The organism is Sporosarcina ureae (genome assembly GCF_029267015.1).
In the GTDB taxonomy this organism is placed as follows: Bacteria; Bacillota; Bacilli; order Bacillales_A; family Planococcaceae; genus Sporosarcina; species Sporosarcina ureae_D.
Window position 1 is genome coordinate 1 of record NZ_JARIEA010000023.1, and the last position, 26,917, is coordinate 26,917.

The following is a 26,917-nucleotide window of genomic DNA, read 5'->3' on the forward strand; positions in this document are numbered from 1 at the left end:
GACGCTTTCCCATGGGCCCGCGGTGAGCCAACCAAGTCGCTGTGCTCCTTTTTGGTTGTCTCACCTGATCGGGCTGATCCATCGGGAGTCGCCCCCAACTTCCGCTTCCATCCTACGTTGATAGTGAAAGTACCTAGATCACTCATTGTAGGTAGTATTTGAATTATTGTTTTGTCTTAACTTCTTTAGATATAAGTACTGAAGATCAAAATCTATTACAACACTTACTTTAATGCGCAACAAAAAGTATCACCCACTTACATTGCAAGGAATTGGAGCGTAGGAGGGGCGACTCTGGGAGGATCAGCGGGACAGGTGAAACACCCTGCGAGCGAAGCGAAGGGGTGTGGTTCACCGCCCGCCCTCCAGAACGCGTCCCCTCCGAAGCGCAAATTCCTACCCCCTAACCCTATGCCAGCTTCTTTTTGCGCTTAGCTAGTACCCAGCCACCTTTATTTGCTATACTGAAAAAAAGGAGGATTACGACTATGACTATCACATACTACGGCTATCCGAAATGTACCACATGCCGCAAAGCGAAGAAATGGCTCGAGAACGAGGGGATTTCATTCGAAGAACACAACATCGCCGAACAACCACCAAGCGAAGACGACCTTCGTAGCATGATCGCAAACTCCGGGCTCGAAATGAAGAAGTTCTTCAACACAAGCGGCATGAAATATCGCGAGCTCAATTTGAAAGACAAACTACCTACCATGACAGACGACGAAAAGATCGCACTCCTCGCTTCAGACGGAATGCTCATCAAACGTCCACTCGTGTCGGACAACCAAAAAGTTACCGTTGGTTTCAATGAAACAACATTCGCAGAAACATGGAAGAAATGATCTAGAATCTTGTCTTTACGCGGGAACTATGGCAAACTAAAGATAGATAAACTATTATATTTTTGGAGGTAACGACATGAGCACACCAAAAGATTTACGTTATTCAGAAGAGCACGAATGGGTAAAAGAAGAAGACGGTAAATACCGTATCGGAATCACACATTTCGCACAATCTGAACTAGGGGATATCGTATTCGTTGAACTTCCACAAGTTGGCGATCAATTGAAATCGGACGAGCCTTTCGGAAGTGTTGAATCAGTGAAAACTGTTTCTGAATTGTACGCTCCACTAACTGGTAAAGTTGTAGAAGTGAACGAAAACCTTGAAGACAGCCCTGAATTGGTTAACGAATCTCCATACGAAGGTGCATGGATGGTTGTAGTGGAAATCGATGACAAAGCTGAATTGGATGCGTTAATGACAGCTGAACAATACGAAGAAATGACAGCTGAATAATCATCACAAAGGAAAGCGCTGGAACGTCTCAGCGTTTTTTTTACACTCTAGGAGGAAGCGGCATGGACCTGAAAGTTCTCATTGTAGAAGGCGGTTCGGATCGTAAGCGGTTAGTGCCGATCCTTGCAGAGCCTGTAGAGATTCTTTGTACGAATGGTACCATCAGTGCGTACCACATTGAAGAACTGCTTGAGCCGTACGAGCAACATGAAATCTTCATATTTTTGGATGCGGACGCGTCGGGTGAATCCATTCGTAAGCTGTTCAAACAACTGTATCCGGAAGCTAGACACTTATACACGGATCGTCTCTATCGTGAAGTGGAGACGACGCCAACAAAGCTATTGGCCAGCATTTTAGCTGCCGCCAATTTTAAAGTACATCCTAAATTTTTGGCAGGTGGAACACATGAATAATTGGTCAATCGAAGACTGGAAACGGGCAAAGGCGGCGGAGCAAATAGCCGCTTTTTATTTATTTACACCTATGTGCGGTACCTGTGCAGTCGCTTCGAAAATGTTAACAGTCATTGAAGCGATGCGACCGAAACTCCCCATTGGAAAAGCGGATTTGAATTACGTACAGGAAATGGCAATCGAATATGAAGTAGAGAGCGTTCCTTGTTTGCTCATTCAACGAAAAGGCAAGCCGATAGAAAAGATTTACGCTTTTCAATCTGTTCCTTATCTACTGGAGAAGCTCAGTTGACAATAGAATTCAAAGTATGGTATAAGTAGATAATCAATTGAATACGTAACTCTTATAAAGAGCGGTGGAGGGAAGTGCCCTATGAAGCCCGGCAACCGTCACATATGTGAAATGGTGCCAATTCACTCAAAGTGTAATGCTTTGATAGATGAGAGGAATGGTAACGTACATATGTATATACGTTGGACCTTTCTGCTCAACTGCAGGAAGGTCTTTTTAAATTAAAGGTGGTGCGGAAAATGATTCAACTAGCAAACGTTCATAAAAGGTTCCAATTGAACCGTTCAGAAATTGTCGCAGTAGATGATGTGACATTTGACATCGAAGAAGGAGAAATTTTCGGCGTCATCGGATACAGCGGAGCAGGTAAAAGTACATTGATCAGACTACTGAATGGTCTTGAAACTCCGACGTCCGGTAGTATTAAGATTAATGAACAGGAAATGACAACGTTAAAAGGTGCAGGATTGCGCAATGCGCGACAGAAAATCAGCATGATCTTTCAACACTTCAATTTGTTGTGGTCGAGAACGGTAGAAGAGAATATCATGTTTCCTCTTGAAATCGCTGGCGTGAAGAAATCGGCACGTAAGCAAAAAGTCAAAGAACTGATTGATTTAGTTGGATTGACAGGACGCGAAAAGGCGTATCCATCACAACTTTCAGGTGGTCAGAAGCAACGTGTCGGTATTGCACGTGCACTTGCAAATGATCCGGAAGTATTGCTTTGTGATGAAGCGACATCCGCACTCGATCCGGAGACAACGAATGCCATTCTGGATTTATTAACGGATATTAATGAACGTCTTGGACTGACGATTGTTTTGATTACACATGAAATGCATGTCATTCGTAAAATTTGTAATCGAGTGGCAGTAATGGAAGCCGGAAAAGTGATGGAAATTGGTAAAGTGTTGGACGTATTCCAATCTCCACAGGCTGATATTACGAAGCGTTTCATTTCACAAGTGACAGATACTGGTGATACGGATGCAGCGATGGCTCATTTACAAGAAGAAGTACCTCAAGGAAAGCTAGTGAAATTAGCCTTCATTGGAGAGCGTACGGAACAGCCGGTGCTTGCTGAGTTGATCCGTAAGTTCCCAATTGACGTCAACATCGTACAAGGGAATATTTCGACTACACGTGACGGCGCATATGGCACACTAGTACTTCAATTGGTAGGCGATACAGCGGTCATTGATGAAGCGATCGTTTTCTTAGATGCCAATGAAGTAAAGACGGAGGTGCTGCTACATGATTGAACAATGGTTCCCGAATGTTGACTGGGACAAAATGTGGCTTGCGACAGGCGAAACGCTCTATATGTCCGCATACTCGACATTCTTTACGTTCGTTTTTGGTATCGCACTTGGACTTATATTGTTTTTAACTAGCCCAGGACAATTGTGGGCTAATAAAATGATTAACGTTATTACTGGCGCGTTCGTGAATATATTCCGATCAATTCCATTCATCATTTTAATTATTTTACTCATCCCATTTACAAAGTTATTGTTTGACAGCATGCGTGGACCGAATGCGGCATTGCCTGCGTTAATCATCGGGGCGGCTCCATTTTACGGACGCATGGTATTGATCGCGTTGCAGGAAATCGATAAAGGGGTTATCGAAGCAGCTCGCTCAATGGGTGCCAAAACATCCACTATTATTTTCAAGGTCTTGTTGCCCGAATCGATGCCAGCATTGGTTTCTGGAATTACGGTGACATCTATTGCACTTGTCGGCTATACGGCGATGGCAGGGGTCATTGGTGCTGGAGGGCTCGGTACACTTGCATATTTAGAAGGGTTCCAGCGTAGCAGGGAAGACGTTACGATCATGGCAACGATTTTAGTGTTGGTTGTCGTATTCATCATCCAAATCATTGGTGATCTCATTGTAAAACGTTTGGACAAACGGTAATAGGATTTTCAGGGAAACCTGTTAACCATAAAACATTCCATTAATGGAGAGGGAGAAATGTGGAGATGAAGAAGTTTTTATTCGGTTTATTCGCAGCAGTATTAGTGCTTGCACTGGCAGCATGCGGAACGAAAGACGATAGCAAGAACGGGGCAGCACCAGATGTGGACGAGGCTGAAAAAGGCGAGAAAACAACATTGACAGTAGGAGCGTCCAACACGCCACACGCAGTCATTTTGGAAGAAGCAAAGCCATTACTAGCTGAAAAAGGCTATGATTTAGTAATTGAAAGCTACACAGATTATGTACTTCCTAATAAAGACTTGGATGAAGGTGAATTGGATGCGAACTATTTCCAACACATTCCATACCTAGAAAGTCAGATTGCTGATTTCGGTTATGATTTCGTCAATGCTGGCGCAATCCACATCGAGCCAATCGGTGTGTACTCTAAGAAATATGATTCACTTGAAGAACTTCCTGAAGGTGCTACAATCTTGATCAGTAACTCGGTTGCAGATCACGGACGTGTGCTAGCTATGCTCGAGGAAAAAGGCTTGATTAAGTTGGCTGACGACGTAGAAAAAGTGAAAGCAGAAGTAGGAGATATCGTAGAGAATCCGAAAGATCTAAAGTTTGATGCAAACTACGAAGCGGCATTAATGCCTCAGTTGTATTCGAATGATGAAGGCGATGCATTGTTGATCAACTCGAACTACGCAATCGACGCTGGTTTAAATCCAATGGAAGATTCTATTGCGCTAGAAGATAAAGAGTCTCCTTATGTTAACGTAATTGCTGTGAATAGCGGTGACGAAGACAGTGATGCAATCAAAGCTTTGGTCGAAGTATTGACTTCAGAACAAATCCAAAACTTCATCTTAGACGAATGGTCTGGATCAGTCGTTCCAGTACAATAAACAAAGACAAACCGGTAGCTATTGCAGCTACCGGTTTTTGATTAGGCTAGTTATGCTCAATCATTTGCGTGAGCGCTCTATAGTGCCCGCTAAGCGCTCTATTCAGTCGTTTGAGTGCTCTATCGGGCATGTTATTCGCTCTATTCGCATCCCTATTCGCTCATAGACCCCCCATAACCGCTCATAGACAACCCACGACCTCTAATAAATTTACATTAACCCCAAACAAAATCTTCTTTATTCTTTCGACATGTGGTAAAGTTAATTTTGTTGGAGTAATACATATGTGTATTTGAGGAGGACGTATTGTGAAGTTTAAATTAGGGCTTATATGGCGAATTTTGATTGCCATTGCCCTGGCAATTGGACTGGGCTTGTTATTGCCGGCGGTCCATGAAGGATTTGCGCATTGGTTCGTTCGTTTAGCAGCCACATTTAATATGTTATTCGGTGGATTCTTGAACTTTGTGGTTCCACTGATCATTATCGCGTTTATTGCACCAAGTATTGCAAAGCTCGGGGCAGGTTCAGGCAAACTACTAGGAATGTCTGCTGCGTTTGCTTACGGTTCTACGGTTATTGCAGGATTACTTGCATATGTTGCGGCAACAACGATCTTGCCGAACTTTATTCATCAATCCACTAATACAGAAATTGCTGAAGGTGCACGTGAAGCAGGTGAAGCATTTTTCAAAATGGAAATGGATCCAATGATGGGTATTATGACAGCGTTACTGATGGCATTCTTACTTGGAATTGGTATGGCTGCGATCAAAGGTAAGACGATGCTGTCATTTTTTGAAGAATTTAACTTAATTATTGATAAAGTTATTTCTGTTGTGATTATTCCACTATTACCATTCCATATATTCGGGATTTTCTTGAATATGACGTATACAGGGGAAGTAGCGAATGTGCTTTCTGTCTTCGTATTTGTTTTCATTATGATTATTATTCTTCACTTGATCATGCTGACATTGCAATACACAGTGGCGGGTACATTGAACAAGCGTAATCCATTTGTGTTAATGAAAACGATGCTGCCTGCGTATTTGACAGCTATCGGAACGCAGTCATCTGCGGCCACGATTCCGGTCACGCTTCGTCAGGCGAAAAAGACGGGTGCTTCAGAACGCGTAACGAACTTCGCGGTTCCGTTATTCGCAACGATCCACTTGTCGGGTAGTACGATTACAATCGTCTCTTGTTCAATTGGGGTTATGATGATGAATGGAATCGACATTAGTTTTGGTTCGTATTTACAATTTATCTTCATGCTCGGTGTGGCAATGATCGCGGCACCTGGTGTACCAGGCGGCGCAGTAGTTGCGGCAACTGGACTTCTTACAAGCATGCTAGGCTTCAATGAGAGTATGGTAGCTTTGATGATCGCCTTATATCTAGCACAAGATAGTTTCGGAACAGCAACAAACGTAACAGGCGACGGCGCACTTGCGATGATCGTCGACCGCTTCACTAAAAAAGTATAGAGATATAAAGGAGCTGTCCCTTCGCCATCATTTCAAATGACGAAGAGTGACAGCTCCTTTTTCACTTGCAAAAGTATAGGAAATAGGGGAAAGGTGGCAGAGTGTTGGAGTAGGGATTTCGAGTACAAAAATCTACTCCAATGCTACGCGTATCTTTACAATGTGAGTAAGTAAAACTAGTCTATTGTGCATTAAAGCTAGAATTGTATTCTATTTTGAACTTGAACTAATTTTAAACATAACAATAATTCAAATACTTAGTTCAATGAGTGATTTAGGTCTCTGTACTATCAACGTAAGGATGGAAGCGGAAGTTGGGGGCGAAGTGCAAAGATGTGCTCCTAACGCTTCGCTTTTACTCGCAAAAGCCGTTCTTCGTTACGGCTCTTCCCGCGAGCCCATGGGAAAGCGTCCGCCAGCTGGAGCTTCCATCCCGAACCACTTACTAAGTAACTAACTATGCCCAAGCACTCGCTTTTGAACTTAACCTGCATAAAAAGTTCTAACTTCATCATTTTTCAATCAACTTTATTTTCTCATCTAATTCTTATGTACCAATCTACAGTTGATTCTCATTCACTAGTAGTCAATTGAAAAATAAATAACAAGAAAAACGCAGCTAGCCACAAGCTGTCAATGATATTATTCAATATTTGTAATGATTCTTAAAGATTTGCAACCAACTCGAATATGGGTTAAGATTAGAATGATACTAAATAGAGAATGGATAAACCATTCAACGTGATCATACTGGAGGTATTGGAATGGCAATTTTGGAAATTAAAGATCTTCATGTCCAAATCGAGGACAAAGAAATCTTAAAGGGTGTTACCTTAACAATAAATACAAATGAGATCCATGCAATCATGGGTCCCAATGGTACGGGGAAATCTACGCTTGCATCAGCAATCATGGGTCACCCGAAATATGAAGTAACTTCTGGATCAATTACACTTGATGGAGAAGACGTATTAGCAATGGAAGTAGATGAGCGCGCAAGAGCAGGTCTATTCCTAGCAATGCAATATCCAAGTGAAATCACTGGCGTAACGAACGCAGACTTCCTCCGTTCTGGAGTGAACGCACGTCGTGAAGAAGGCGATGAAATTTCTTTGATGAAATTTATTCGTGAAATGGATAGCAAGATGGAAGTTCTTGAAATGCAAGAAGATATGGCAACTCGTTATTTAAACGAAGGATTCTCTGGTGGAGAGAAAAAACGTAACGAAATTCTCCAGCTTATGATGTTGAAACCAAAGTTTGCAGTACTTGACGAAATTGACTCAGGTCTAGATATCGACGCATTGAAAATTGTTTCTAACGGAATCAACCAAATGCGCGGTGAAGGTTTTGGTTGCTTGATTATCACTCACTACCAGCGTTTGTTAGACTATATCACGCCGGATAAAGTGCATATCATCATGCAAGGTAAAATCGTTAAAACTGGTGGTTCTGAATTGGCCAAGAAACTTGAAGTTGAAGGATATGATTGGATCAAAGAAGAACTAGGTATCGAAGACGAAACTGTTGGACAAGAAGCATAAGAAAGGGGACGACTCAAAATGACGGTTGAAACAACATTGGCATTGACCGAACAAGACGTCCGCTCTTATTCCGCAAAAGTGGAGGAAGCTGCTTGGATGGCAGATTTTCGTTCGAATGCTCTAGCTAAAGCTGAAGTACTCGAAATGCCAAGACCAGATAAAACTAAGATTACAAAGTGGAATTTCACGGAATTCCCTTCACATACAGTTGAAAGCTCAATCTTCGCAGGTTTGGAAGAAATGCCAACAGAAGCGAAAGCATTGATTGATGACGAACAACAACAAAACATTTACGTGCAGCACAATAACACACCTGCATACCTTTCATTGTCAGAAGATCTGAAGTCACAAGGCGTTATTATGACGGATATCTTCACGGCATCACGCGAACACAGTGAGTTGTTGCAGAAACACTTGATGACTAATGGTGTGAAAGTGGATGAGCATAAATTAACAGCTCTTCACGCAGCATTGATCAACGGTGGAGTATTTGTCTACGTACCTAAAAACGTAGTTATCGAAGATCCACTGCAAGTACTTTTCATTCACGATAATGAAGAAGCTTCATTATTTAACCACGTAGTAATTGTCGCAGAGGAAAACAGCCAAGTAACATATGTAGAAAGCTATCTTTCTACTATTGAGCATGCGGCAACTCAAGCGAACATTGTATCTGAAGTATTTGCTATGGCGAATGCGAAAATTGTCTACGGTGCAGTCGACGTATTAGCGGAAGGTATGACAACTTATGTCAACCGTCGTGGCGTTACTGGACCTCACGCACGCATTGAGTGGGCGCTTGGACTGATGAACGACAGCAATACGATTTCTGAAAACATCACGCATTTAGTTGGTGACGGTTCATCTAGTGATATGAAATCCGTAGTCGTCGGACGCGGTAACCAGAAACAAAACTTCACATCTGAAATCGTACACTGGGGACTTGATACAGACGCTTTCATTTTGAAACACGGTGTAATGAAAGAAAACTCTACTGCCATCTTTAATGGAATCGGCCGTATCGCAAAAGGCGCTACTCGTTCTAACGCAGTGCAAGAGTCACGTATTCTGATGTTGGGTGAAAGAGGACGCGGAGACGCAAACCCGATTTTACTCATCGATGAAGACGATGTAACAGCAGGTCACGCAGCTTCAGTAGGACGTGTAGATCCTCTACAAATGTTCTATCTAATGAGCCGTGGTATTACACAAGAAGAAGCAGAACGCCTCATCATTCATGGTTTCTTAGCTCCAGTCGTTAGCAAATTGCCGATCGCAGGAGTTAGAAAACAATTGACGGAGGTTATTGAAAGGAAAGTGCGCTAATGCTCAGCAAAGACATCCGCAATCATTTCCCTATTTTAAACCAAGAAGTCAATGGACATCCACTTGTTTACTTGGATAGTGCTGCTACATCACAAAAGCCTGTTCAAGTAATTGAGGCACTGGATCGCTACTATCGCTTTGATAACTCGAATGTTCACCGTGGGGTGCATACACTTGGGAATCGTGCGACAGACGGCTATGAAGGTGCTCGCGAGAAAGTCCGTAAATTCATTAATGCCAAATCCACGCAAGAAGTGATCTTCATGCGCGGTACAACAACAGCGATCAACACCGTTGCGCAAAGTTATGGCCGTGCCAATGTCTCGGAAGGTGACGAGATCGTCATTACACATATGGAGCACCATTCCAATATTATTCCGTGGCAGCAGCTCGCTAAAGAAACTGGCGCTGTGTTAAAATATATTGATTTAGAAGAAGACGGTACATTATCACTTGATAAAGTACGGGAAACCATTACAGATAAAACGAAAATCGTTTCGATTATGTATGTTTCCAACGTTCTCGGTACGATGAATCCGATTGAAGAAATCACAAAAATTGCCCATCAACATGGTGCAGTGATGTGTGTGGATGCTGCACAAGCAGCTCCACATTTAAAAATAGATGTACAGAATCTAGATTGCGATTTCCTTGCATTTTCCGGACACAAAATGTGTGGACCTACCGGTATCGGTGTCCTCTACGGTAAGAAGGATTTGCTCAATAATATGGAACCTATCGAATTCGGCGGCGAAATGATTGATTTTGTCGGATTATACGAATCCACATGGAAAGAGTTGCCTTGGAAATTTGAAGGCGGCACACCTATTATTGCAGGAGCTATCGGACTCGGTGCAGCCATCGACTTCCTGGAAGAAATCGGTTTGGATGCTATCGAAAAGCATGAACATGAACTAGCTGGTTATGCTATGGATAAAATGTCTGAAATCGACGGTTTGACCATTTACGGTCCAAGAGATCCAGAAAAGCGCGCAGGATTGGTCACATTCAATTTGGATGATGTCCATCCTCACGATGTTGCTACTGTACTTGATATGAATGGTATAGCTGTTCGTGCAGGTCACCATTGTGCACAACCGTTGATGAAATGGTTACAAGTTTCTTCGACAGCACGTGCTAGCTTCTATCTTTACAACACCACTGATGACGTAGATCGCCTCGTGGAAGGACTTCGCACAACAAAGGAGTATTTTAACGATGTCTACTAATAAATTAGATCAACTTTATCGTTCTGTAATCATGGAGCACTATAAACATCCGAAAAACAAAGGCGTTTTGGAGAATGGTAATGTCACAATCGACATGAACAACCCAACTTGTGGTGACGTCATCCGTTTAACAATGAACGTAGAAGACGACATCGTCAAGGAAGTTAAGTTTGAAGGCGAAGGATGTTCCATTTCAATGGCATCTGCTTCCATGATGACACAGATGATTAAAGGTGAAACAACAGAGCGCGCATTGCAATTAGCTCATACTTTTTCAGATATGATGCTAGGCAAAGATATTGATGAGTCGATTGATCTTGACGACTTAGAAGCACTATCGGGTGTCGCGCAATTCCCTGCCCGCATAAAATGTGCAACATTGAGCTGGAAGGCGATGGAAAAGGGAGTCTCTGGCGAGTCGCAGTGACCTTGGCCATAGTACGAGCAATTATGGGACGGAGGAATAGTAATGGCAAAACAGATGCCGGAAATCGGCGATTATAAATATGGTTTCAGTGATAAGGACGTTTCGGTGTTCCGTTCAGAACGTGGACTGACACGCGAAATCGTAGAAGAAATTTCTGGAATGAAAAATGAACCACAATGGATGTTGGATTACCGTCTGAAGTCTCTTGAGATCTTCTACAGTAAGCCAATGCCACAATGGGGCGGAGACTTGAATTCATTGAAATTTGATGAAATCACGTACTACGTAAAACCATCTGAAGGTGCAGAAACTTCTTGGGATGAAGTACCTGAAGAAATCAAACGTACGTTTGATAAACTAGGTATTCCTGAAGCAGAACAAAAATACTTGGCAGGTGTATCTGCACAGTATGAATCTGAGGTAGTTTACCACAATATGAAAGAAGAACTAACAGATCTTGGAATTGTCTTTAAAGACACGGATTCTGCACTTCGTGAAAACGAAGAGTTATTCAAGCAGTATTGGGGTACAGTTATTCCAAACTCAGATAATAAATTCTCAGCGCTGAACTCTGCTGTATGGTCTGGTGGATCATTTATCTATGTACCGCCTGGCGTAAAAGTAGAAACACCGCTACAAGCGTATTTCCGTATTAACTCGGAAAACATGGGACAGTTCGAGCGTACACTGATCATCGTAGACGAAGGTGCAAGCGTTCACTACGTAGAAGGTTGTACAGCGCCTGTTTATACAACAAACTCACTACACAGTGCGGTTGTTGAAATCATTATCAAAAAAGATGCATATTGCCGTTACACGACAATCCAAAACTGGGCGAACAACGTCTACAACTTGGTAACGAAGCGTGCGGTATGTGAGCAAAATGCGACAATGGAATGGATCGATGGCAACATTGGTTCTAAATTGACGATGAAGTACCCAGCAGTCATCCTAAAAGGTGAAGGCTCACGTGGTTTGACTTTATCTATCGCATTAGCAGGTAAAGGACAGCACCAGGATGCCGGCGCGAAAATGATGCACTTGGCACCTAATACGTCTTCTACTATTGTTTCAAAATCTATCTCTCAACACGGCGGAAAAGTAACGTATCGCGGAGTTGTCCACTTCGGACGTAATGCGGACGGAGCGCGTGCCAACATTGAGTGTGATACGTTGATCATGGATAAGCTATCTACTTCAGATACGATTCCATACAATGAAATCTTGAATAACAATATTTCATTGGAACACGAAGCAAAAGTATCAAAAGTTTCCGAGGAGCAGCTCTTCTATTTGATGAGCCGTGGTATTCCTGAATTGGAAGCAACAGAAATGATCGTTATGGGCTTCATCGAGCCATTTACAAAAGAACTACCGATGGAATATGCGGTAGAGATGAACCGTCTGATCAAGTTCGAGATGGAAGGTTCAATCGGATAATACAACTAAACCCTGTTCGCATCTACTGGTGCGAACAGGGTTTTTTTATGTGAAGATAGTAGCTTAACCTATTTTTTCTCAACAACAGCAATTGTGCATCTGGACACACTGATTAATTTACCTGCTTCATCTGTAATTTGGATGTCCCAAACCATTGATGTGCGGCCCCTATGGAAAGGGGTGGCGGTAGCAGTAACCAAGCCATCTTTTTTACCCCGTATATGATTCGCATTGATTTCTAGTCCAACTGGATAATGTGTCTCTGGATTCAAGTTTAATGCGGCGGCAATACTAGCAGCTGTCTCAGCGAGCGCGACGGACGCACCTCCATGCAGTAATCCCATTGGTTGAACGGTTTTTGGTCCAACCGGCATTTCACAGACGACTTTGTCTGGATCCAGTTCTTTAAAGGTAATCCCCAATGCACCAATCAGCGTATCTTCTAAGTCCAAACCGTCCAATAAATTAAGTTCCTTCATCCTCTTCTTAACCCCCATTTCCATGATATACTTCTCTTACATGTATATACATATATGTGTAACGCATACACCTAGAAATCCAACTGTAAAAAGAATATGCGTACATGTACCCTAATATAGTGTTGGATAAATTGTCAAGGCTCGTTAGAAATTTAGCTATCTACATTTTAAAGAAGGGGTGAACGTCATGAAAAAGGATTTGGATCAAGAGCAAGCGAAATATATTATTGATGTATGCGCCAGTGCTAATCTCCGTACGGTATCCGGTTCACTTACACAACTGTACAACCAATTGTTGAAACCTACTGGATTAAAAATCACCCAATATTATATGCTAGGCAATATTTATGCAATGCCAGACATATCAATTAGTAAATTAGGCGAAATTATGTTGCTGGATCAAACGACCGTCACGCGTAACTTAAATATTTTAAACGATTCGGGATATGTACAGATCAAGAGAGCAGAGCAGGATTCGCGAATAAAAGTAGTCACGTTAACAGATGTAGGGTACGAGAAATTAAATAACGCTACGCCTATTTGGATGCAAGTACAGGAACAAATTGAAGGCTCTATTGGCAAAACAGAGTATATGGATTTGCTGGAAAAGTTGGCCTCATTACAGAAAGTAATAGAAGAGATCAAAAGTTTATCGACATGAAAATGAATCTTGATTCATAAATTGATTGACAACTCAAAAAAATCAAGTAAAATACATGTATATACATGTATTGAAGATGTAGTAGTTTAGAAGAGTACGGTTTTTACGTTAGAAACAGAAATACACAGAACACAATTTGAAAGCGCTTACGATAAAAGGAGAGTGTTTATGATGAATTTAGTAGAATTGAAAAACAGTATGAGCCTTCCAGTGATTGCCTCCCCGATGTTTATTATTAGTAATCCTAAGACAGTGATTGAGCAGTGTAAAGCAGGAATAATTGGTTCTATGCCTTCTCTAAACGCAAGACCAGTTGCACAATTTGAAGAGTGGTTGATTGAGATTACAGAAGAGTTAGCGGACTATAATGCCAAAAATCCTACTAAACCAGCCGCACCATTTGCGATCAACCAAATCGTTCACCGATCCAACGAAAGATTGCAAGAAGATATGGAGCTGTGCGTGAAGTATAAAGTTCCGATCATTATTACATCTCTTGGTGCGAGAGAAGATGTCTATGAGGCTGCGCATAGTTACGGTGGTATCGTTTTGCATGATGTCATCAATAATATGTTCGCAAAGAAAGCTATTGAAAAAGGGGCAGATGGTTTAATTGCGGTAGCGGCAGGTGCAGGTGGTCATGCTGGTCCGAAAAGCCCGTTCGCACTCGTTCAAGAAATCCGTGAATGGTTTGATGGACCACTCGTGCTTGGGGGGTCCATCGCAACTGGCGGAAGCGTATTAGCAGCTGAAGCAATGGGTGCAGACTTTGCATACATCGGATCGCCATTCATCGCTACTGAAGAAGCGAGAGCAGTTGACGAATATAAACAGGCAATTGTAGACGCAACTTCGGATGATATCGTCTATAGCAATTACTTCACAGGCATACACGGGAATTATTTAGCTACATCTATCCGTGCATCGGGCTTAGATCCTGAAAACTTGCCAGAAAGTGATCCAAGTAAAATGAACTTCGGTGGGGATGCGGGGCAAAAAGCTTGGAAAGATATTTGGGGTTGTGGACAAGGAATTGGTATTATCGATAAAGTACAACCTACAAAAGATTATGTCGCGCAATTGGCTCAGCAATACACTGAGGCAAAGGATCGGTTGGTAGGAGATCGAATGAACACAACGAGCAGATAATACAAAGGTATAAGTGAATCGATAGACGATAAAAAAACAAGTATGTCCATCCAGACACGCTTGTTTTTTATTTGCCTATTTAGTGTTTGTGAATGGAATGTGTTTCAATACGGTTGATTTTTAAATCATTCATCGCGGTTTTTTGATAGGTGAATTCAACATCTGATTGGAGTTGTTCGAGTAAAGAGAGGGTTTTGGTTTGTGTTTCCGATAAAGATCCAGTTTGCTGGTAGATAATATCCTGTTTACTTTCAATAGAAGATAACCGTTTATTTGTCAGTTGCTGTTCCTTTTTCACCTCTACCATTTCTGTATTAAGGACATCGACATTGGTCTTGAGTATTTCAACATCCGACTTGAGTGTACTAACGTCTGACTTAAGCGTACCAACATCCGACTTGAGTGTACTAACATCCGACTTGAGTATACTAACGTCTGACTTGAGTGCACTAACATCTAACTTAATCTCAGAGACGTCAGTTTTAATGCTTTTCATTTCGCTCAAAATTTGTTGCAATAGAACGTCACTCATTTACCTCCATCCTTTCGTATGTAGTTGATCCTCTCTATATAATAGCATGTATTATATGAAAGACAAAGCCCATCCTATTGTTAAATCAATTCATTGATTATATACCGTGTGGGGTATATAATACATATATAAACGAATAGAGAGGAGTTTTTACATGTCTGAAAAAGCAACTGTATATGTATCATCTACTTGTCCTTATTGTACGATGATGACGAATTATTTAGATGAAATACATGTACCTTACGAGACGATCAATGTGTCTACAAATCCTGCAGAAGGTGAGCGTCTAATGGAGATAACGGGTCAGATGGGCGTTCCACAAACACAGCTGAATGGTAAATGGATAATTGGCTTTGATCCAGCAAGTATTCAAGCTGCACTCGACGCATGAATAAATTTAAACAGATTGTATTCAACAGAAGCTGCACAATTCAAACGGCTGAAGAGATGGAAAAGAAGTTATTTCCACGTTTTTGTATTGGCAACATAGCATTTGCGGTGATGGGTGTGATCCTCGTCATCATAGAATGGACTCACTAATAGGAGGCACCAATTATGGGATGGATTATTATAGCACTCATCGTCGGCTTAGTAGTTTGGCGAATGAAACCTGCAAAAGGTGTGCAAGCAATTTCGACTGAACAATTAAAAGGTAGACTGAATGAGCGAAACGTCCAATTAATCGATGTACGTTCACCAGCTGAATATAAAGGACGTCATATAAAGGAATTTAAGAATATCCCATTGAATCTACTTCCGAATAAAATGGGAACATTGAAGAAAGATCAAGAAGTCATTGTCATCTGTCAAAGCGGCATGCGCAGTTCAAATGCGGCAACACAGCTGAAAAAGGCAGGGTTCGTGAATGTAACGAATGTACGCGGTGGAATGAGCGCGTGGCAAGGTTAATGATAGAAGAAGCGTTTCGAGGATCTTATCTCGAGACGCTTTTTTACTTGGAAATGAAATCAATTACATCAAGTGAAATAGAATAGCGTAAAGCCTAGTCAGCACGTACGATTTTTCCGAAAATACATAAGATATGATACACTAAGTTAAAGGTAACAGGAGGGGGACTTTCCATGATACATGTTGGCCTGACGGGGTGGGGAGACCATCCAAGCCTATATAATGAAAATACAGTTGCGAATAAAAAACTTGTAGATTATAGTAAACATTTTCCGATTGTTGAGCTGGATTCAACGTTTTATGCGATACAATCTAAGAAAGTAATGGATAAGTGGACAGAGGAAACGCCTGCTAATTTCCAGTTTGTTGTGAAAGCGTATCAGGGCATCACAGGTCATCAGCGTGGAAAACTGCCGTATGATTCTGAAGAAGAGATGTTCACACTATTTAAATTGTCGATGACATCATTTGTCGAAGCGGGCAAGCTTGCGATGGTGCTTGTACAGTTTCCACCTTGGTTTGATTGCAAGAAGGAAAATGTCGAACGCATTCGTTATGTGCACGAACAATTACAACCGTTGCCTATTGCCATCGAATTTCGCAATCAAACTTGGTACTCACCTGCATATCGGGAGAAGACACTTGATTTCTTAAAAAGTTTAAACGTCATACATGTCGTCTGCGATGAGCCGCAAGTGGGAGATGGAAGTGTGCCACTTGTACCGATTGCGACGGATCCAAAAGTGCTGTTACGTCTCCACGGACGTAATGATAAAGGTTGGGTCAATACGATGGGGGATAGTAAAGCATGGCGTAAAGTGCGCTATCTTTATGATTATAACGATAAAGAATTAGAGAGTATGAGTGAAATCGTCAAACATCTCGAGAAGCAAGCAGATGAAGTTTTTGTCATTTTTAATAATAACTCTGGTCAGCATGCGGCCAAGAACGCTAAACAGTTTGCAAGTTTACTCAACATAGAACATGGTCAGCCGCTTACGAAGCAAATGGATTTGTTTGAGGAGGATCAGTAATGGAATTTGTAGTACTCGCTTTAATTGGATTGGCATCGGGTGTAATTGGTTCCATCGCAGGCCTCGGAGGCGGAACAATTTTAGTTCCAGTGACGTTGTTTGTCGGTCTGAATCTCGGCATGATTCCCGATATTACGCCGCAGAGTGTAGTCGGTTTGTCGGTCATTATGATGATCGCGAACGGACTCGGTTCGACAGTTTCATATATGAAAGTCAAAACTATTGATTATAAAAGCGCATTTCTATTTTTTGTAGCGAGTATTCCGGGCATCATAATCGGTGCGTTGATTAATAAAAACTTGAGTTTGCAATCATTTAATTTATATTTTGGTATATTGCTCATTGTTTTATCTACACTGTTATTAACGAGAAAATATTTGAAACCCATTCGATGGTTTGTTGACAATGGCAAGCAAATGGAGTTTACTGATCCGCAGGGCAAAACACATATCTATGGCTATCCAATGTGGTTTGCGATTCTACTAGCATTATTCATTGGGTTTACATCGGGATTATTCGGAATAGGTGGGGGTACGATGATAGTGCCAGCCATGATTTTGCTATTCTTGTTCCCACCACACGTGGCGGTCGCGACATCGATGCTCATGGTATTTTTATCAGCCATCGTCAACTCGATTTCACATATTTCACTAGGTCACGTACCGTGGCTCTATACGATTCCTGTCGTACCAGGAGCTTATTTTGGCGGAATGCTCGGAGCGTACTTAAATAGCAGAATGAAATCAGAAACTTTGGTTTTAGTCATACGCATCATTTTACTCATCTTTGGACTGCGTTCCATTTATGAAGGGATTTGGGGTTGACACTTATGAAGGAAACCGTAGCGACAATTCACATTTATCATACGAATGATGTACATAGTCATTTTGAAAACTGGCCACAAATTCGTCATTTCCTCTCGCAGCGTAAGCAGCAAGCAGCAGACAACGGCGAGGCATATTTTTTATTTGATATCGGAGACCATATTGACAGATCTCACCCATTCACCGAAGGAACAGAAGGTAAAGGAAATGTGGAATTATTAAATAAATCAGGATACCACGCTGTAACGATCGGCAACAATGAAGGAATTACCATGTCTAAGGAAGCGTTGAATACATTATATGAAGATGCAAATTTCGATGTTGTGCTCTGTAACTTAAAATATCAAGATGGGGAGCTGCCTCACTGGGCAAAAACGTCTAAAGTGTTTGAGACTGCAGAAGGCGTGCGTGTCGGTGTTATAGGAGCTACAGCGCCGTATTACGCGTTTTATGAACAACTAGGCTGGAGTGTTACTGAACCGCATATAGCATTGCAAGAAGTAGCACGTAACTTGCGCCCTCAATGTGATGTGATTGTTTGCCTCTCCCATTTGGGTATTCATGAAGATCGTCTGCTAGCTGAACAATGTCCGGAAATTGATGTTATTTTGGGCGGCCATACACATCATTTATTACAAAATGGTGAATGGTTTGATGACACATTGATCGCGGCTGCTGAAAAGTTCGGTCATTATGTCGGGCATGTGCAAGTGGATGTGGACCGCATGACGAATCAAGTGATTCATATGAAAGCAGAAGTGTTCCCGACGCAGATGATGGAAATGTCCGAAGAAGACATAAAACAGGTGAATGATTTATTCGCTGAAGGAGAAGAAACTTTACAAGTGCCGGTATTTTATAATCCTTCACCGTTATCACAGCGTTTAACAGGAGACAGTCCATTATCTTCACTGTTTGGTCGGGCGTTACTCGACTATTTGGATGCTGACTGTGCATTATTTAATGCAGGGATTTTCCTTGGTAGTCTAGATGAAGGATGGATTACAAAAGGTGATCTACACTCCTTATTACCGCACCCCATCAATCCATGTCTTGTTCATTTAGATGGAGCAGACTTGCTGACAATCTACGAGCAATCGCTTGATCCAAAGTGGACAGAGCTTCCAATCAAGGGGCTTGGTTTCCGTGGTACATTAATGGGCAGCATGATTCATGAGCATTTATATCTCAATAATGAAGGGCAATTATTCGCCGGAAATCGATTAGTGAAGCCAGGGGAAAACTACACGCTAGCGACGCTTGATATGTTTACGTTCGGCTTTTTCTATCCATTATTAAAAGAAGCAAAGAAAGAATACATCATGCCGGAAATGCTTCGTGATGTACTCGGCTGGTACGGCAGAAAATATTTCAATGAACGCTAGTTATGTATGCCTCCTACTTCGCATAATGTGATGTAGGAGGCGTTTTTATGCGGTTTTATACGAATCAAAAACGACCAAAGAGAAACCATTACGGCAAAACTATACTACGATTTGTCATTCCAACCGTTTTGGTGGGTGTGGCGATGTTTTTCTATACCGTCAACAAGCAATTAACGCCGATCTATACACAGTATGCCGAAGTGCAAACCCAGAAAATAGCTAGTCACGTCATCAGTCAGGCAATCAATAATCGATCTACCAGTGTCTATGATGTCAATGAAATTATCGAAAACGTCCCTGACGATACAACCGACACGGTGACGACGAAGTTCAATGCAGAAATCATTAGTCAAGTTATGTCCGAAATACATCAGCTTGTAGAAGATCATCTAGAGCGAGCAGAAGGTGGAGATCTGGATATGCTTCCACCACTTGGTGATCTTGAATACAATCCTGATCGCATGCAAAAGGAACAAGGCATCGTGTTCTTTGTTCCACTTGGGCAAGCAACCAATATTCCCTTAATCGGTAACTTGGGTCCCAAAATTCCTATCCGTTTCCATGTTGTAGGTGATGTACATGCAAATGTTGAAACCGATATACGAGAATTCGGTATTAACAATGCCTATGTAGAAGTAAATTTGTTGTTGAAAGTGAATGTACAGATCATCGTTCCACTAGCGACGAGTAAGAGTGTCGTAGAGCAGAAAATCCCTATCGCTATTGGCTTGATTAGAGGGAAGGTACCGCAAATTTATTCGAAAGGGGAGCAAATGCCAGCACAAATCGAGGTTCCACTTGAGAAGACCGAGTAAAAGAGTGTTGTGAACGATGTCGATTATTGCTACACTAAGTACAGAAGAATATCGAGACTTACGTAGAGGCTGCATTGTTTATAAGTACCTGGCGAGAGAGTGACGTCTATGACCGCGAGTGAAAGGAAGCAATGCCGAAGTTTGAGAAGGGTCAACTTCTCAAGTTGGGGTCATTTCAAAGAGGAATGACACTGTCATACAGCGACAAATGTATGGAGAGCTACAATAGCCAATTGAACTATGATCTATTAACATATTGCTTGTTCAACTGGCCAGCCGACTCCTACACGTGCGTTAGTACTTGTGGAGTGGGCTATTTTTGTGGAGAAAATTCAGAAATACAAAATATTGTCAGTAATCCACTCTTCGAAAGATCTTCTGCATTTCGATATTATCTAGCAACTAGAAAGAGGAGGAATTACAATGATCGGAACGTGGGTCTCTATTTTGCCTCCTATTATCGCCATCGTGATGGTGTTAGCGACAAGGAGAGTATTATTATCATTAGGAGCAGGAATTGTTACAGCAGCTTTACTTTTAGCGAACTTTGCTCCGTTCGAGACACTAAAAGGTGTATGGAGAGCCATGACAGTTTCATTTTGGGATGGCGGACTCAATACGTATAATATATTTATTATGTTATTTCTATTATTACTAGGTGTCATTACGGCATTTGTTAGTCTATCTGGAGGAAGTGCAGCATTTGCGCGCTGGGCCGTCACGCGTATTCGTACAAAACGTGGCGCAAAGCTACTGACCATGGCGCTCGGTATTGCCATATTTGTAGACGATTACTTCAATGCATTGGCAGTTGGACAGATTGCAAGACCTATTACGGATCAGCATAAGATCTCTCGTGCAAAACTAGCATATTTCATTGATTCTACGTCAGCACCTATTTGTGTCGTGTCACCTATATCTAGTTGGGGTGCGTTTTTGATTGGACAATTAGCACTTATTTTAGGCACGACAGCAGCGGTCAGCTATTCACCGTTAACTGCATTCATCATGATGGCGCCGATGAACTTTTATGTCATCGCGACATTGTCTATGGTCTTCTTCTTCGCTTGGACGAATAATGACTTCTTTGAAATGAAGAAGCATGAAGATCGTGCCATGAATGAAGGCGAACTGTTTGACCAAAATAAAGAAATACCTGGTCAGCTAAAGGAAGAATTTCCAGAGCATACACACGGTAAAGTACGTGATTTAGTCGCGCCAATCGTGACATTGATTGTGGTAACGCTTGGCATGATGATTTATACGGGTTATAAAGAAGCTGGTATTTTCGATATTTGGGCTATCTTCGAAAACACGGATGTACCGTTCTCCTTGGTAATTGGTGGTACTACAGCTACATTACTAGCTATGTTGTTATATATTCTACAAATGAAAGAGAACGAAACGGCAAGCGTTTCATGGATGGGACGCGCATTTGTAAGTGGCGTAAAAGCGATGATGCCTGCGATTTTAATCTTAATCTTCGCTTGGGGATTGACGGAACTTATTGCATCGCTTGATACAGGACTATTCCTTTCTACAATGGTAGAGCAATTGAATATTCCGGTGGCATTCCTTCCAGTACTGATTTTCGTATTAGCGGGATTAATGGCATTTTCAACAGGTACGTCATGGGGATCGTTTGGTATCTTGATGCCGATTGCAGGGACGATCATGGTCAATGCGGCACCTGAACTATTATTACCAGCATTAGCAGCAGTTCTTGCAGGTGCGGTATTCGGAGATCATTGTTCACCGATTTCCGATACAACTATCCTATCTTCCACTGGGGCAGGTTGTAATCACATGGATCACGTCTCTACGCAACTGCCTTACGCACTCGTTGCTGCGAGTGTTTCAGCGATTGGTTATATTGTTCTAGGAATTACTGGTTCAGTTTGGATTGGACTTGTAGCAGTTATTATTATTTTGATAGTTTTATTCACATACTGGAGCGCTAAAGGAAAACAACGCGCTGCGCGTATAGCATAATTTTACGGTTTGGACTAAGCGTGAAGAATACTTCATTCTTAGTCCAAATTTGTTTTGACATCTACTATTCTGCTGTTTATACTGAATATACGGAGCGATAGTTTTCAGAATATATCGAATGGTAACAAGTTTTGTAAAATAACAAAAAGAGAGGAGAGTGTTTAATGGAAACACGCTCACAATGGGGAACAAGGGCCGGTTTTATATTGGCTGCAATCGGGTCGGCTGTCGGACTCGGAAATATCTGGCGCTTTCCTTATGTCGCCTATGAAAATGGCGGTGGCGCATTCTTTATCCCGTACTTATTTGCACTTTTAACAGCGGGTATCCCGATTCTGATCATGGAATTTACAATTGGTCATAAGTATCGTGGATCCGCACCTCTTTCATTCTTCCGTTTAAATGGTAAGAAAGCAGAGTTCTTAGGATGGTGGGGGATTTTCGTTTCGTTCGTCATCTCCACTTACTATGCCGTGATCATTGCATGGGCAATGAAATACACGATCTATTCATTTAACTTATCTTGGGGGAAAGAACCGGAAGCATTCTTCTTCGGTGACGTTCTGAAATTAGCGGATAACCCAGGAGATGTCGGAGGGATTGTAGGAGGCGTAGCATTGCCACTACTATTCGTCTGGATTATTTGTTACATCATCTTAATTGGTGGCGTCAAGAAAGGGATCGAGTTGGCGAACCGAATATTTATTCCTGTTCTATTCCTTCTATTCTTATTCGTCGTCATCCGTGCCATCACACTTGACGGAGCCATGGTAGGACTTGATGCATTCTTTAAACCGGATGTCGACAAATTATTGAATCCGCGTGTATGGGTTGCAGCATATGGACATATCTTCTTCAGTTTATCGATTGCCTTTGCGATTATGATTACGTATTCCAGCTATTTGCCGAAGAAATCGGATATTACGAATAACGCATTCATTACAGGTTTCGCGAACTCTTCTGTTGAGCTATTAGCAGGTATCGGGGTATTCGCAGTACTAGGATTCATGGCAACGAATCAAGGGGTAGACGTAGCAGACGTTGCGACAGCTGGTGTAGGTTTAGCCTTTGTCGTGTTCCCTGAAATTATCAATCAAATGCCAGGATTAAACGGCCTGTTCGGCGCATTCTTCTTCCTGTCACTGACACTTGCGGGTATTACTTCACTAATCTCAATTACTGAAACATATATCGCAGGTATGTCAGACAAATTCAATATTTCAAGACGTCGTTCAGTAACTATTGGTGTCGGACTCTCAGCAGTGATTTCTTTGCTATACGCTACAAATGGCGGTTTGTACTTCCTAGACGTAGCAGATTACTTCATTAACCAATTCGGTATTGCAGTCATCGGTTTAGTTGAAGTTTTCTTACTAGCATGGGTATTCCGCAAACTCGGCGTGTTCGAACAGCATGCCAATGCAGTATCGGATATTCGACTTGGCTGGTGGTGGAAGGTTTCACTTTCATTCATCACTCCTATCGTATTAGGCACAATGTTATTCTTCCTAATCAAAGACAATATTGCTGAAAACTATGAAGGGTATCCAACGTCGTTCTTATGGACGATTGGATGGCCAGTAGCGATAGGCGCATTTGTGATGTCGATTGTATTCACATCATTAAAATGGAGAAACAACACAAGAATTACATCAGATTACGATGAAGACAAAGGGGGGCTATAAATGGATACAGGAATGAGCGGTTCTGCAATCCTTATGATGCTAGTCGGAGTGACGATCATCTGGGGCGGTCTATTTATCAGCATCTTTTATGCTACAATCCTCAGTAAGTTCAAAAAGAAGTTCAAAGTTGAACAATAAACGATCTACATCTACAGCCAATTAGTTGGTTGTAGGTGTTTTTTTAATAGTAAAGCGTCACTGATTTTACATTTATTGTCGTGTATAATCTGTGTCATCTATAATTGAAGCTTATCTGAATTTATGTTACATTGACATGAGTAGAATCTATCAACAGAATGGAGTCGGTAGCGTTGTCATGCAAACCTGAGACAGGAAGAAAATCTGAGCATGTTAGAAAGCCGGATTGGCTGAAGATTAAGCTAAACACCAATGAGAACTATACAGGTTTAAAGAAGTTAATGCGCGAGAAAAACTTGAATACTGTGTGTGAAGAAGCACGTTGTCCAAACATTCACGAGTGCTGGGGAGAGCGACGTACAGCTACTTTCATGATCCTCGGTGCTGTATGTACACGCGCATGCCGTTTTTGTGCAGTTAAAACAGGTCTACCAAATGAACTGGACACTGCTGAACCAGAACGTGTAGCGGAATCAGTTGAATTGATGAATTTGAAACACGCTGTAGTCACGGCTGTTGCACGCGATGACCTCAAAGATGGAGGCTCTGCTATTTTTGCGGAAACGATTCGTGCAATTCGTAGAAAAAATCCATTTACATCTATTGAAGTATTGCCTTCAGATATGGGTGGAGATAAAGAAAACTTGCAACGTTTGATGGATGCAAAACCAGATATATTAAACCATAATATTGAAACTGTGCGTCGCTTGACTCCAAGAATTCGTGCGCGTGCAACGTATGATCGTTCACTTGAACTACTTCAACGTGCAAAAGAAATGTATCCTGAGATTCCGACGAAGTCTTCATTGATGGTTGGACTTGGAGAGACTGTGGAAGAGATCATTGAGACAATGGATGATCTTCGTGCGCATGACGTAGATATCATGACAATTGGTCAGTACTTACAACCAACAAAAAAACACGCAAAAGTGGTAAAGTATTATTCGCCCGATGAGTTTGGTGAATTGCGTAAAATCGCAATGACTAAAGGATTCTCTCATTGTGAGGCGGGGCCGCTTGTACGTTCAAGCTACCACGCAGACGAGCAAGTAAATGCTTCGGCTAAAGAGAAACAGCGCCAAGGTGACGAGCTGCTGAAACTTGAAGGACAAGCGAGCAGTTAAATGGAAGTGAAGCAGAGTATGGTTATTTTAGAGAATATGCAGTATGAAATCGTAGAAGAGTTTCGCGAAGGTTTCGATGAAGAGGCCTTGAATGAACGTTTTAGCGAAGTGCTGTTAAAGTATGACTTTATTTTGGGCGACTGGGGATATGGACAATTACGATTAAAAGGCTTTTTTGAAGACCGTAATTCCAAATCCACTTATGAAACAAAAATTAGTACTGTCCAAGATTATATCTATGAATACTGCAACTTTGGCTGCGCGTATTTCATCTTGAAGAAGATTGGAAAAGTGAAACCTGAAACGATAGAAGCAGAAGTAGTGGAAGAAGTAAAACCTGAAGCCGTATCTGCTCCTAAAGAAGAACAATAAAAATGAAGGCTTCGAGCAAATTTGCTCGGAGCTTTTATTCGTTTGGCTGAAAATATGGTAAGATAGAAACATGAAGTATACGAGGAGGAAGAACAGTATGTATTTTGTAGATCAAAATGAAATCAATAAAACATTAGTGTATATGGAGCAGTTGATCAATACGTTTGAAAAGGAAACGGACTGGCAGCAAAGCGAAGTAAATAAGCTAGCTTTAGAGCGGATTGCACATGGCTTAATTGAAGGAATTATTGATGTAGGAAATTCTATGATCGACGGATTCATCATGCGTGATCCAGGTAGTTACGACGATATCATTGATATTCTTGAAGATGAAAAAGTCATTCAATCTGAGCAAGCTGTGCCTCTGAAAGCTTTCATCTCTTTACGTCCAATGATTGTGCGTCAATTCGTAGAGGTCGACTCAAGTAAAGTAGAGACATCCATTCACGATACATCCAAAGAACTAAAACAATTCCCAGGACAAGTCCGTGACTACTTAACGAATGAATTAGGCCCAGTCTCGGCGTTTCTACCAACTGAATGATGAGACAATATAAAGCTTATTGCTTCGATTTGGATGGCACGATGTATAGAGGGACTGAACCGATACAGGAAGCTGTAGATTTCGTTGCAACGTGCCAAGCACAAGGTAATGACACATACTTTATTACGAATAACGCGGCTCTTACACGCACTGCTCAACAGGAGAAACTAGCGAGTTTTGGTGTGCAGACAGAAGTCGATTACATCATGAATTCAGCGACTGCACTGGCACGTTACTGTGCACTACATTATACAGGCGCTAACGTAATGATGATTGGTGAAGCAGGATTGCGAGAAGCGCTAGAAATCGAGCACATCAACATTACAACGACGAATCCTGATGTCGTCTTAATGGGACTTGACCGCCAGATTACATATGGCAAACTCGCGGATGCCTGTCTGGCGATACGTAACGGTGCACATTTCTTAGGTACCAATCAAGACGTCAAATTCCCGACCGAAAAGGGACTCGTACCAGGTAACGGCTCGTTCTTGAAAATGATGGAAGCAGCAACTGAAACGAAGCCACTCATCGTAGGAAAACCCGAGCCACATATGCTGGAGTTCATCCAGCAGCAGGGAATGTACAAGAAAGAAGATATGATTCTCATAGGCGATAACTACGATACAGACATCATGGCGGGCATCCGCTATGGGATCGATACGGCGTACGTCGCGACAGGGGTCACACCAATGGAAGAAGTGCTAGAAAAAGCACAGCAACCCACTTATCTACTGAACTCACTTGCAGATTGGCCAATTAACTAAAAAGTTACCCGGGAGTCTTGGTACATAGGCTCCCTGGGTAACTTTTTTAATGCGCAAATGAGTAGCTGGTAAGGTGTTGGGGTTTCGAGTACAAAGATGTGCTCTCAACGCTTCGCTTATGTTCGCAAAAGCCGTACTTCGCTACGGCTTTCGCTCCAATCCCTTGCAGTGCAAGTGGTTGTTACTTTTTGT

The 26,917-nt window shown here is 41.9% G+C and carries 31 protein-coding genes and 2 riboswitches; of the genes, 29 read left to right on the plus strand and 2 right to left on the minus strand.

Annotated features, from left to right (window positions below; translation table 11 throughout):
- Positions 1-488: 488 nt before the first annotated feature.
- The 13 genes from Q7P97_RS03450 (at position 489) to sufB (ending at position 12,315) form a co-directional block, all read left to right on the plus strand.
- Positions 489-848: an arsenate reductase family protein gene (locus Q7P97_RS03450; protein ID WP_085426822.1), complete on the plus strand. Its 360-nt coding sequence runs from the start codon at positions 489-491 to the stop codon at positions 846-848.
- Positions 849-924: 76 nt separating this feature from the next.
- Positions 925-1,305, plus strand: a complete 381-nt coding sequence (gene gcvH, locus Q7P97_RS03455) for a glycine cleavage system protein GcvH (protein WP_085426821.1) — start codon at positions 925-927, stop codon at positions 1,303-1,305.
- Positions 1,306-1,367: 62 nt separating this feature from the next.
- Positions 1,368-1,721: a toprim domain-containing protein gene (locus Q7P97_RS03460; protein WP_303966623.1), complete on the plus strand. Its 354-nt coding sequence runs from the start codon at positions 1,368-1,370 to the stop codon at positions 1,719-1,721.
- On the plus strand, positions 1,714-2,013 hold the full coding sequence (locus Q7P97_RS03465) for a thioredoxin family protein (RefSeq protein WP_303966626.1): 300 nt from the start codon (positions 1,714-1,716) through the stop codon (positions 2,011-2,013). The genes Q7P97_RS03460 and Q7P97_RS03465 overlap by 8 nt, the downstream gene beginning before the upstream one ends.
- Positions 2,014-2,062: 49 nt before the next feature.
- Positions 2,063-2,168: riboswitch (SAM riboswitch) on the plus strand.
- A gap of 84 nt (positions 2,169-2,252) precedes the next feature.
- Positions 2,253-3,278, plus strand: a complete 1,026-nt coding sequence (locus tag Q7P97_RS03470) for a methionine ABC transporter ATP-binding protein (protein WP_303966629.1) — start codon at positions 2,253-2,255, stop codon at positions 3,276-3,278.
- The gene (locus Q7P97_RS03475) at positions 3,271-3,939 is read left to right on the plus strand and encodes a methionine ABC transporter permease (RefSeq protein WP_085426818.1); all 669 of its coding nucleotides are present in this window, start codon (positions 3,271-3,273) and stop codon (positions 3,937-3,939) included. The genes Q7P97_RS03470 and Q7P97_RS03475 overlap by 8 nt, the downstream gene beginning before the upstream one ends.
- A gap of 65 nt (positions 3,940-4,004) precedes the next feature.
- Positions 4,005-4,859, plus strand: a complete 855-nt coding sequence (locus tag Q7P97_RS03480) for a MetQ/NlpA family ABC transporter substrate-binding protein (RefSeq protein WP_303966634.1) — start codon at positions 4,005-4,007, stop codon at positions 4,857-4,859.
- Positions 4,860-5,167: 308 nt separating this feature from the next.
- Positions 5,168-6,349: a dicarboxylate/amino acid:cation symporter gene (locus tag Q7P97_RS03485; RefSeq protein WP_303966636.1), complete on the plus strand. Its 1,182-nt coding sequence runs from the start codon at positions 5,168-5,170 to the stop codon at positions 6,347-6,349.
- A 764-nt stretch (positions 6,350-7,113) separates the two neighbouring features.
- Entirely contained in the window at positions 7,114-7,893 is a 780-nt protein-coding gene (gene sufC / locus Q7P97_RS03490) for a Fe-S cluster assembly ATPase SufC (RefSeq protein ID WP_099678647.1), read from the plus strand.
- A gap of 18 nt (positions 7,894-7,911) precedes the next feature.
- Positions 7,912-9,219: a Fe-S cluster assembly protein SufD gene (gene sufD, locus Q7P97_RS03495; protein WP_085426814.1), complete on the plus strand. Its 1,308-nt coding sequence runs from the start codon at positions 7,912-7,914 to the stop codon at positions 9,217-9,219.
- Positions 9,219-10,448: a cysteine desulfurase gene (locus tag Q7P97_RS03500; RefSeq protein ID WP_303966640.1), complete on the plus strand. Its 1,230-nt coding sequence runs from the start codon at positions 9,219-9,221 to the stop codon at positions 10,446-10,448. Before sufD ends, Q7P97_RS03500 begins: the two co-directional genes overlap by 1 nt.
- Positions 10,438-10,875: a Fe-S cluster assembly sulfur transfer protein SufU gene (sufU, locus tag Q7P97_RS03505; RefSeq protein WP_099678650.1), complete on the plus strand. Its 438-nt coding sequence runs from the start codon at positions 10,438-10,440 to the stop codon at positions 10,873-10,875. Before Q7P97_RS03500 ends, sufU begins: the two co-directional genes overlap by 11 nt.
- A 42-nt stretch (positions 10,876-10,917) precedes the next feature.
- Positions 10,918-12,315: a Fe-S cluster assembly protein SufB gene (sufB, locus tag Q7P97_RS03510; RefSeq protein ID WP_303966646.1), complete on the plus strand. Its 1,398-nt coding sequence runs from the start codon at positions 10,918-10,920 to the stop codon at positions 12,313-12,315.
- A gap of 68 nt (positions 12,316-12,383) precedes the next feature.
- Here the strand turns inward: sufB and Q7P97_RS03515 are convergent, their stop codons facing one another.
- Positions 12,384-12,794 carry a PaaI family thioesterase gene (locus tag Q7P97_RS03515; protein ID WP_303966649.1) on the minus strand — a complete coding sequence of 137 codons (411 nt, stop codon included), beginning with the start codon at positions 12,792-12,794 and terminating at the stop codon, positions 12,384-12,386.
- Positions 12,795-12,981: 187 nt separating this feature from the next.
- Here Q7P97_RS03515 and Q7P97_RS03520 point away from each other — a divergent pair, with 187 nt between their 5' ends.
- Entirely contained in the window at positions 12,982-13,455 is a 474-nt protein-coding gene (locus tag Q7P97_RS03520) for a MarR family winged helix-turn-helix transcriptional regulator (RefSeq protein WP_303966652.1), read from the plus strand.
- A gap of 168 nt (positions 13,456-13,623) precedes the next feature.
- Positions 13,624-14,604, plus strand: a complete 981-nt coding sequence (locus tag Q7P97_RS03525; protein WP_303966654.1) for an NAD(P)H-dependent flavin oxidoreductase — start codon at positions 13,624-13,626, stop codon at positions 14,602-14,604.
- 79 nt (positions 14,605-14,683) lie between these two features.
- On the opposite strand, the gene Q7P97_RS03530 is transcribed toward Q7P97_RS03525, so the two are convergent.
- Positions 14,684-15,136, minus strand: coding sequence for a hypothetical protein (locus Q7P97_RS03530; RefSeq protein WP_303966657.1), 453 nt, complete (start codon positions 15,134-15,136; stop codon positions 14,684-14,686).
- A 154-nt stretch (positions 15,137-15,290) separates the two neighbouring features.
- Between Q7P97_RS03530 and Q7P97_RS03535 the strand changes: the two genes are divergently transcribed.
- The 14 genes from Q7P97_RS03535 to Q7P97_RS03600 all read left to right on the plus strand — a co-directional run bounded on the left by Q7P97_RS03535 (position 15,291) and on the right by Q7P97_RS03600 (position 26,725).
- Positions 15,291-15,527, plus strand: coding sequence for a glutaredoxin family protein (locus tag Q7P97_RS03535; protein WP_303966660.1), 237 nt, complete (start codon positions 15,291-15,293; stop codon positions 15,525-15,527).
- Complete coding sequence (locus Q7P97_RS03540; RefSeq protein ID WP_303966663.1) at positions 15,524-15,676, plus strand: hypothetical protein; 153 nt, start codon at positions 15,524-15,526, stop codon at positions 15,674-15,676. The genes Q7P97_RS03535 and Q7P97_RS03540 overlap by 4 nt, the downstream gene beginning before the upstream one ends.
- Positions 15,677-15,691: 15 nt before the next feature.
- A complete protein-coding gene (locus Q7P97_RS03545; RefSeq protein ID WP_303966666.1) occupies positions 15,692-16,045 on the plus strand; it encodes a rhodanese-like domain-containing protein in 354 nt (117 codons plus the stop codon).
- Between the two features lie 173 nt (positions 16,046-16,218).
- Complete coding sequence (locus Q7P97_RS03550; protein ID WP_303966669.1) at positions 16,219-17,079, plus strand: DUF72 domain-containing protein; 861 nt, start codon at positions 16,219-16,221, stop codon at positions 17,077-17,079.
- Entirely contained in the window at positions 17,079-17,903 is an 825-nt protein-coding gene (locus Q7P97_RS03555) for a sulfite exporter TauE/SafE family protein (RefSeq protein WP_303966671.1), read from the plus strand. The genes Q7P97_RS03550 and Q7P97_RS03555 overlap by 1 nt, the downstream gene beginning before the upstream one ends.
- Positions 17,904-17,908: 5 nt before the next feature.
- A complete protein-coding gene (locus Q7P97_RS03560; RefSeq protein WP_303966674.1) occupies positions 17,909-19,288 on the plus strand; it encodes a bifunctional metallophosphatase/5'-nucleotidase in 1,380 nt (459 codons plus the stop codon).
- A gap of 47 nt (positions 19,289-19,335) precedes the next feature.
- Positions 19,336-20,103 (plus strand): sporulation protein YunB, encoded by a 768-nt coding sequence (yunB, locus tag Q7P97_RS03565; RefSeq protein WP_303966676.1) that lies wholly within the window; start codon positions 19,336-19,338, stop codon positions 20,101-20,103.
- A 55-nt stretch (positions 20,104-20,158) separates the two neighbouring features.
- Positions 20,159-20,334: riboswitch (Lysine riboswitch) on the plus strand.
- A gap of 192 nt (positions 20,335-20,526) precedes the next feature.
- Positions 20,527-22,095, plus strand: a complete 1,569-nt coding sequence (locus Q7P97_RS03570; RefSeq protein WP_303966679.1) for a Na+/H+ antiporter NhaC family protein — start codon at positions 20,527-20,529, stop codon at positions 22,093-22,095.
- Positions 22,096-22,259: 164 nt separating this feature from the next.
- The gene (locus Q7P97_RS03575; protein ID WP_099693578.1) at positions 22,260-23,780 is read left to right on the plus strand and encodes a sodium-dependent transporter; all 1,521 of its coding nucleotides are present in this window, start codon (positions 22,260-22,262) and stop codon (positions 23,778-23,780) included.
- Positions 23,781-23,918, plus strand: a complete 138-nt coding sequence (locus Q7P97_RS03580) for a MetS family NSS transporter small subunit (protein ID WP_232319588.1) — start codon at positions 23,781-23,783, stop codon at positions 23,916-23,918.
- Positions 23,919-24,076: 158 nt separating this feature from the next.
- On the plus strand, positions 24,077-25,042 hold the full coding sequence (gene lipA, locus Q7P97_RS03585) for a lipoyl synthase (RefSeq protein ID WP_085426800.1): 966 nt from the start codon (positions 24,077-24,079) through the stop codon (positions 25,040-25,042).
- A gap of 18 nt (positions 25,043-25,060) precedes the next feature.
- On the plus strand, positions 25,061-25,414 hold the full coding sequence (locus tag Q7P97_RS03590) for a YutD family protein (RefSeq protein WP_303966696.1): 354 nt from the start codon (positions 25,061-25,063) through the stop codon (positions 25,412-25,414).
- Positions 25,415-25,511: 97 nt separating this feature from the next.
- Positions 25,512-25,958, plus strand: coding sequence for a DUF86 domain-containing protein (locus Q7P97_RS03595; protein WP_303966688.1), 447 nt, complete (start codon positions 25,512-25,514; stop codon positions 25,956-25,958).
- Complete coding sequence (locus Q7P97_RS03600) at positions 25,955-26,725, plus strand: TIGR01457 family HAD-type hydrolase (protein ID WP_369684288.1); 771 nt, start codon at positions 25,955-25,957, stop codon at positions 26,723-26,725. Before Q7P97_RS03595 ends, Q7P97_RS03600 begins: the two co-directional genes overlap by 4 nt.
- Positions 26,726-26,917: the final 192 nt, after the last annotated feature.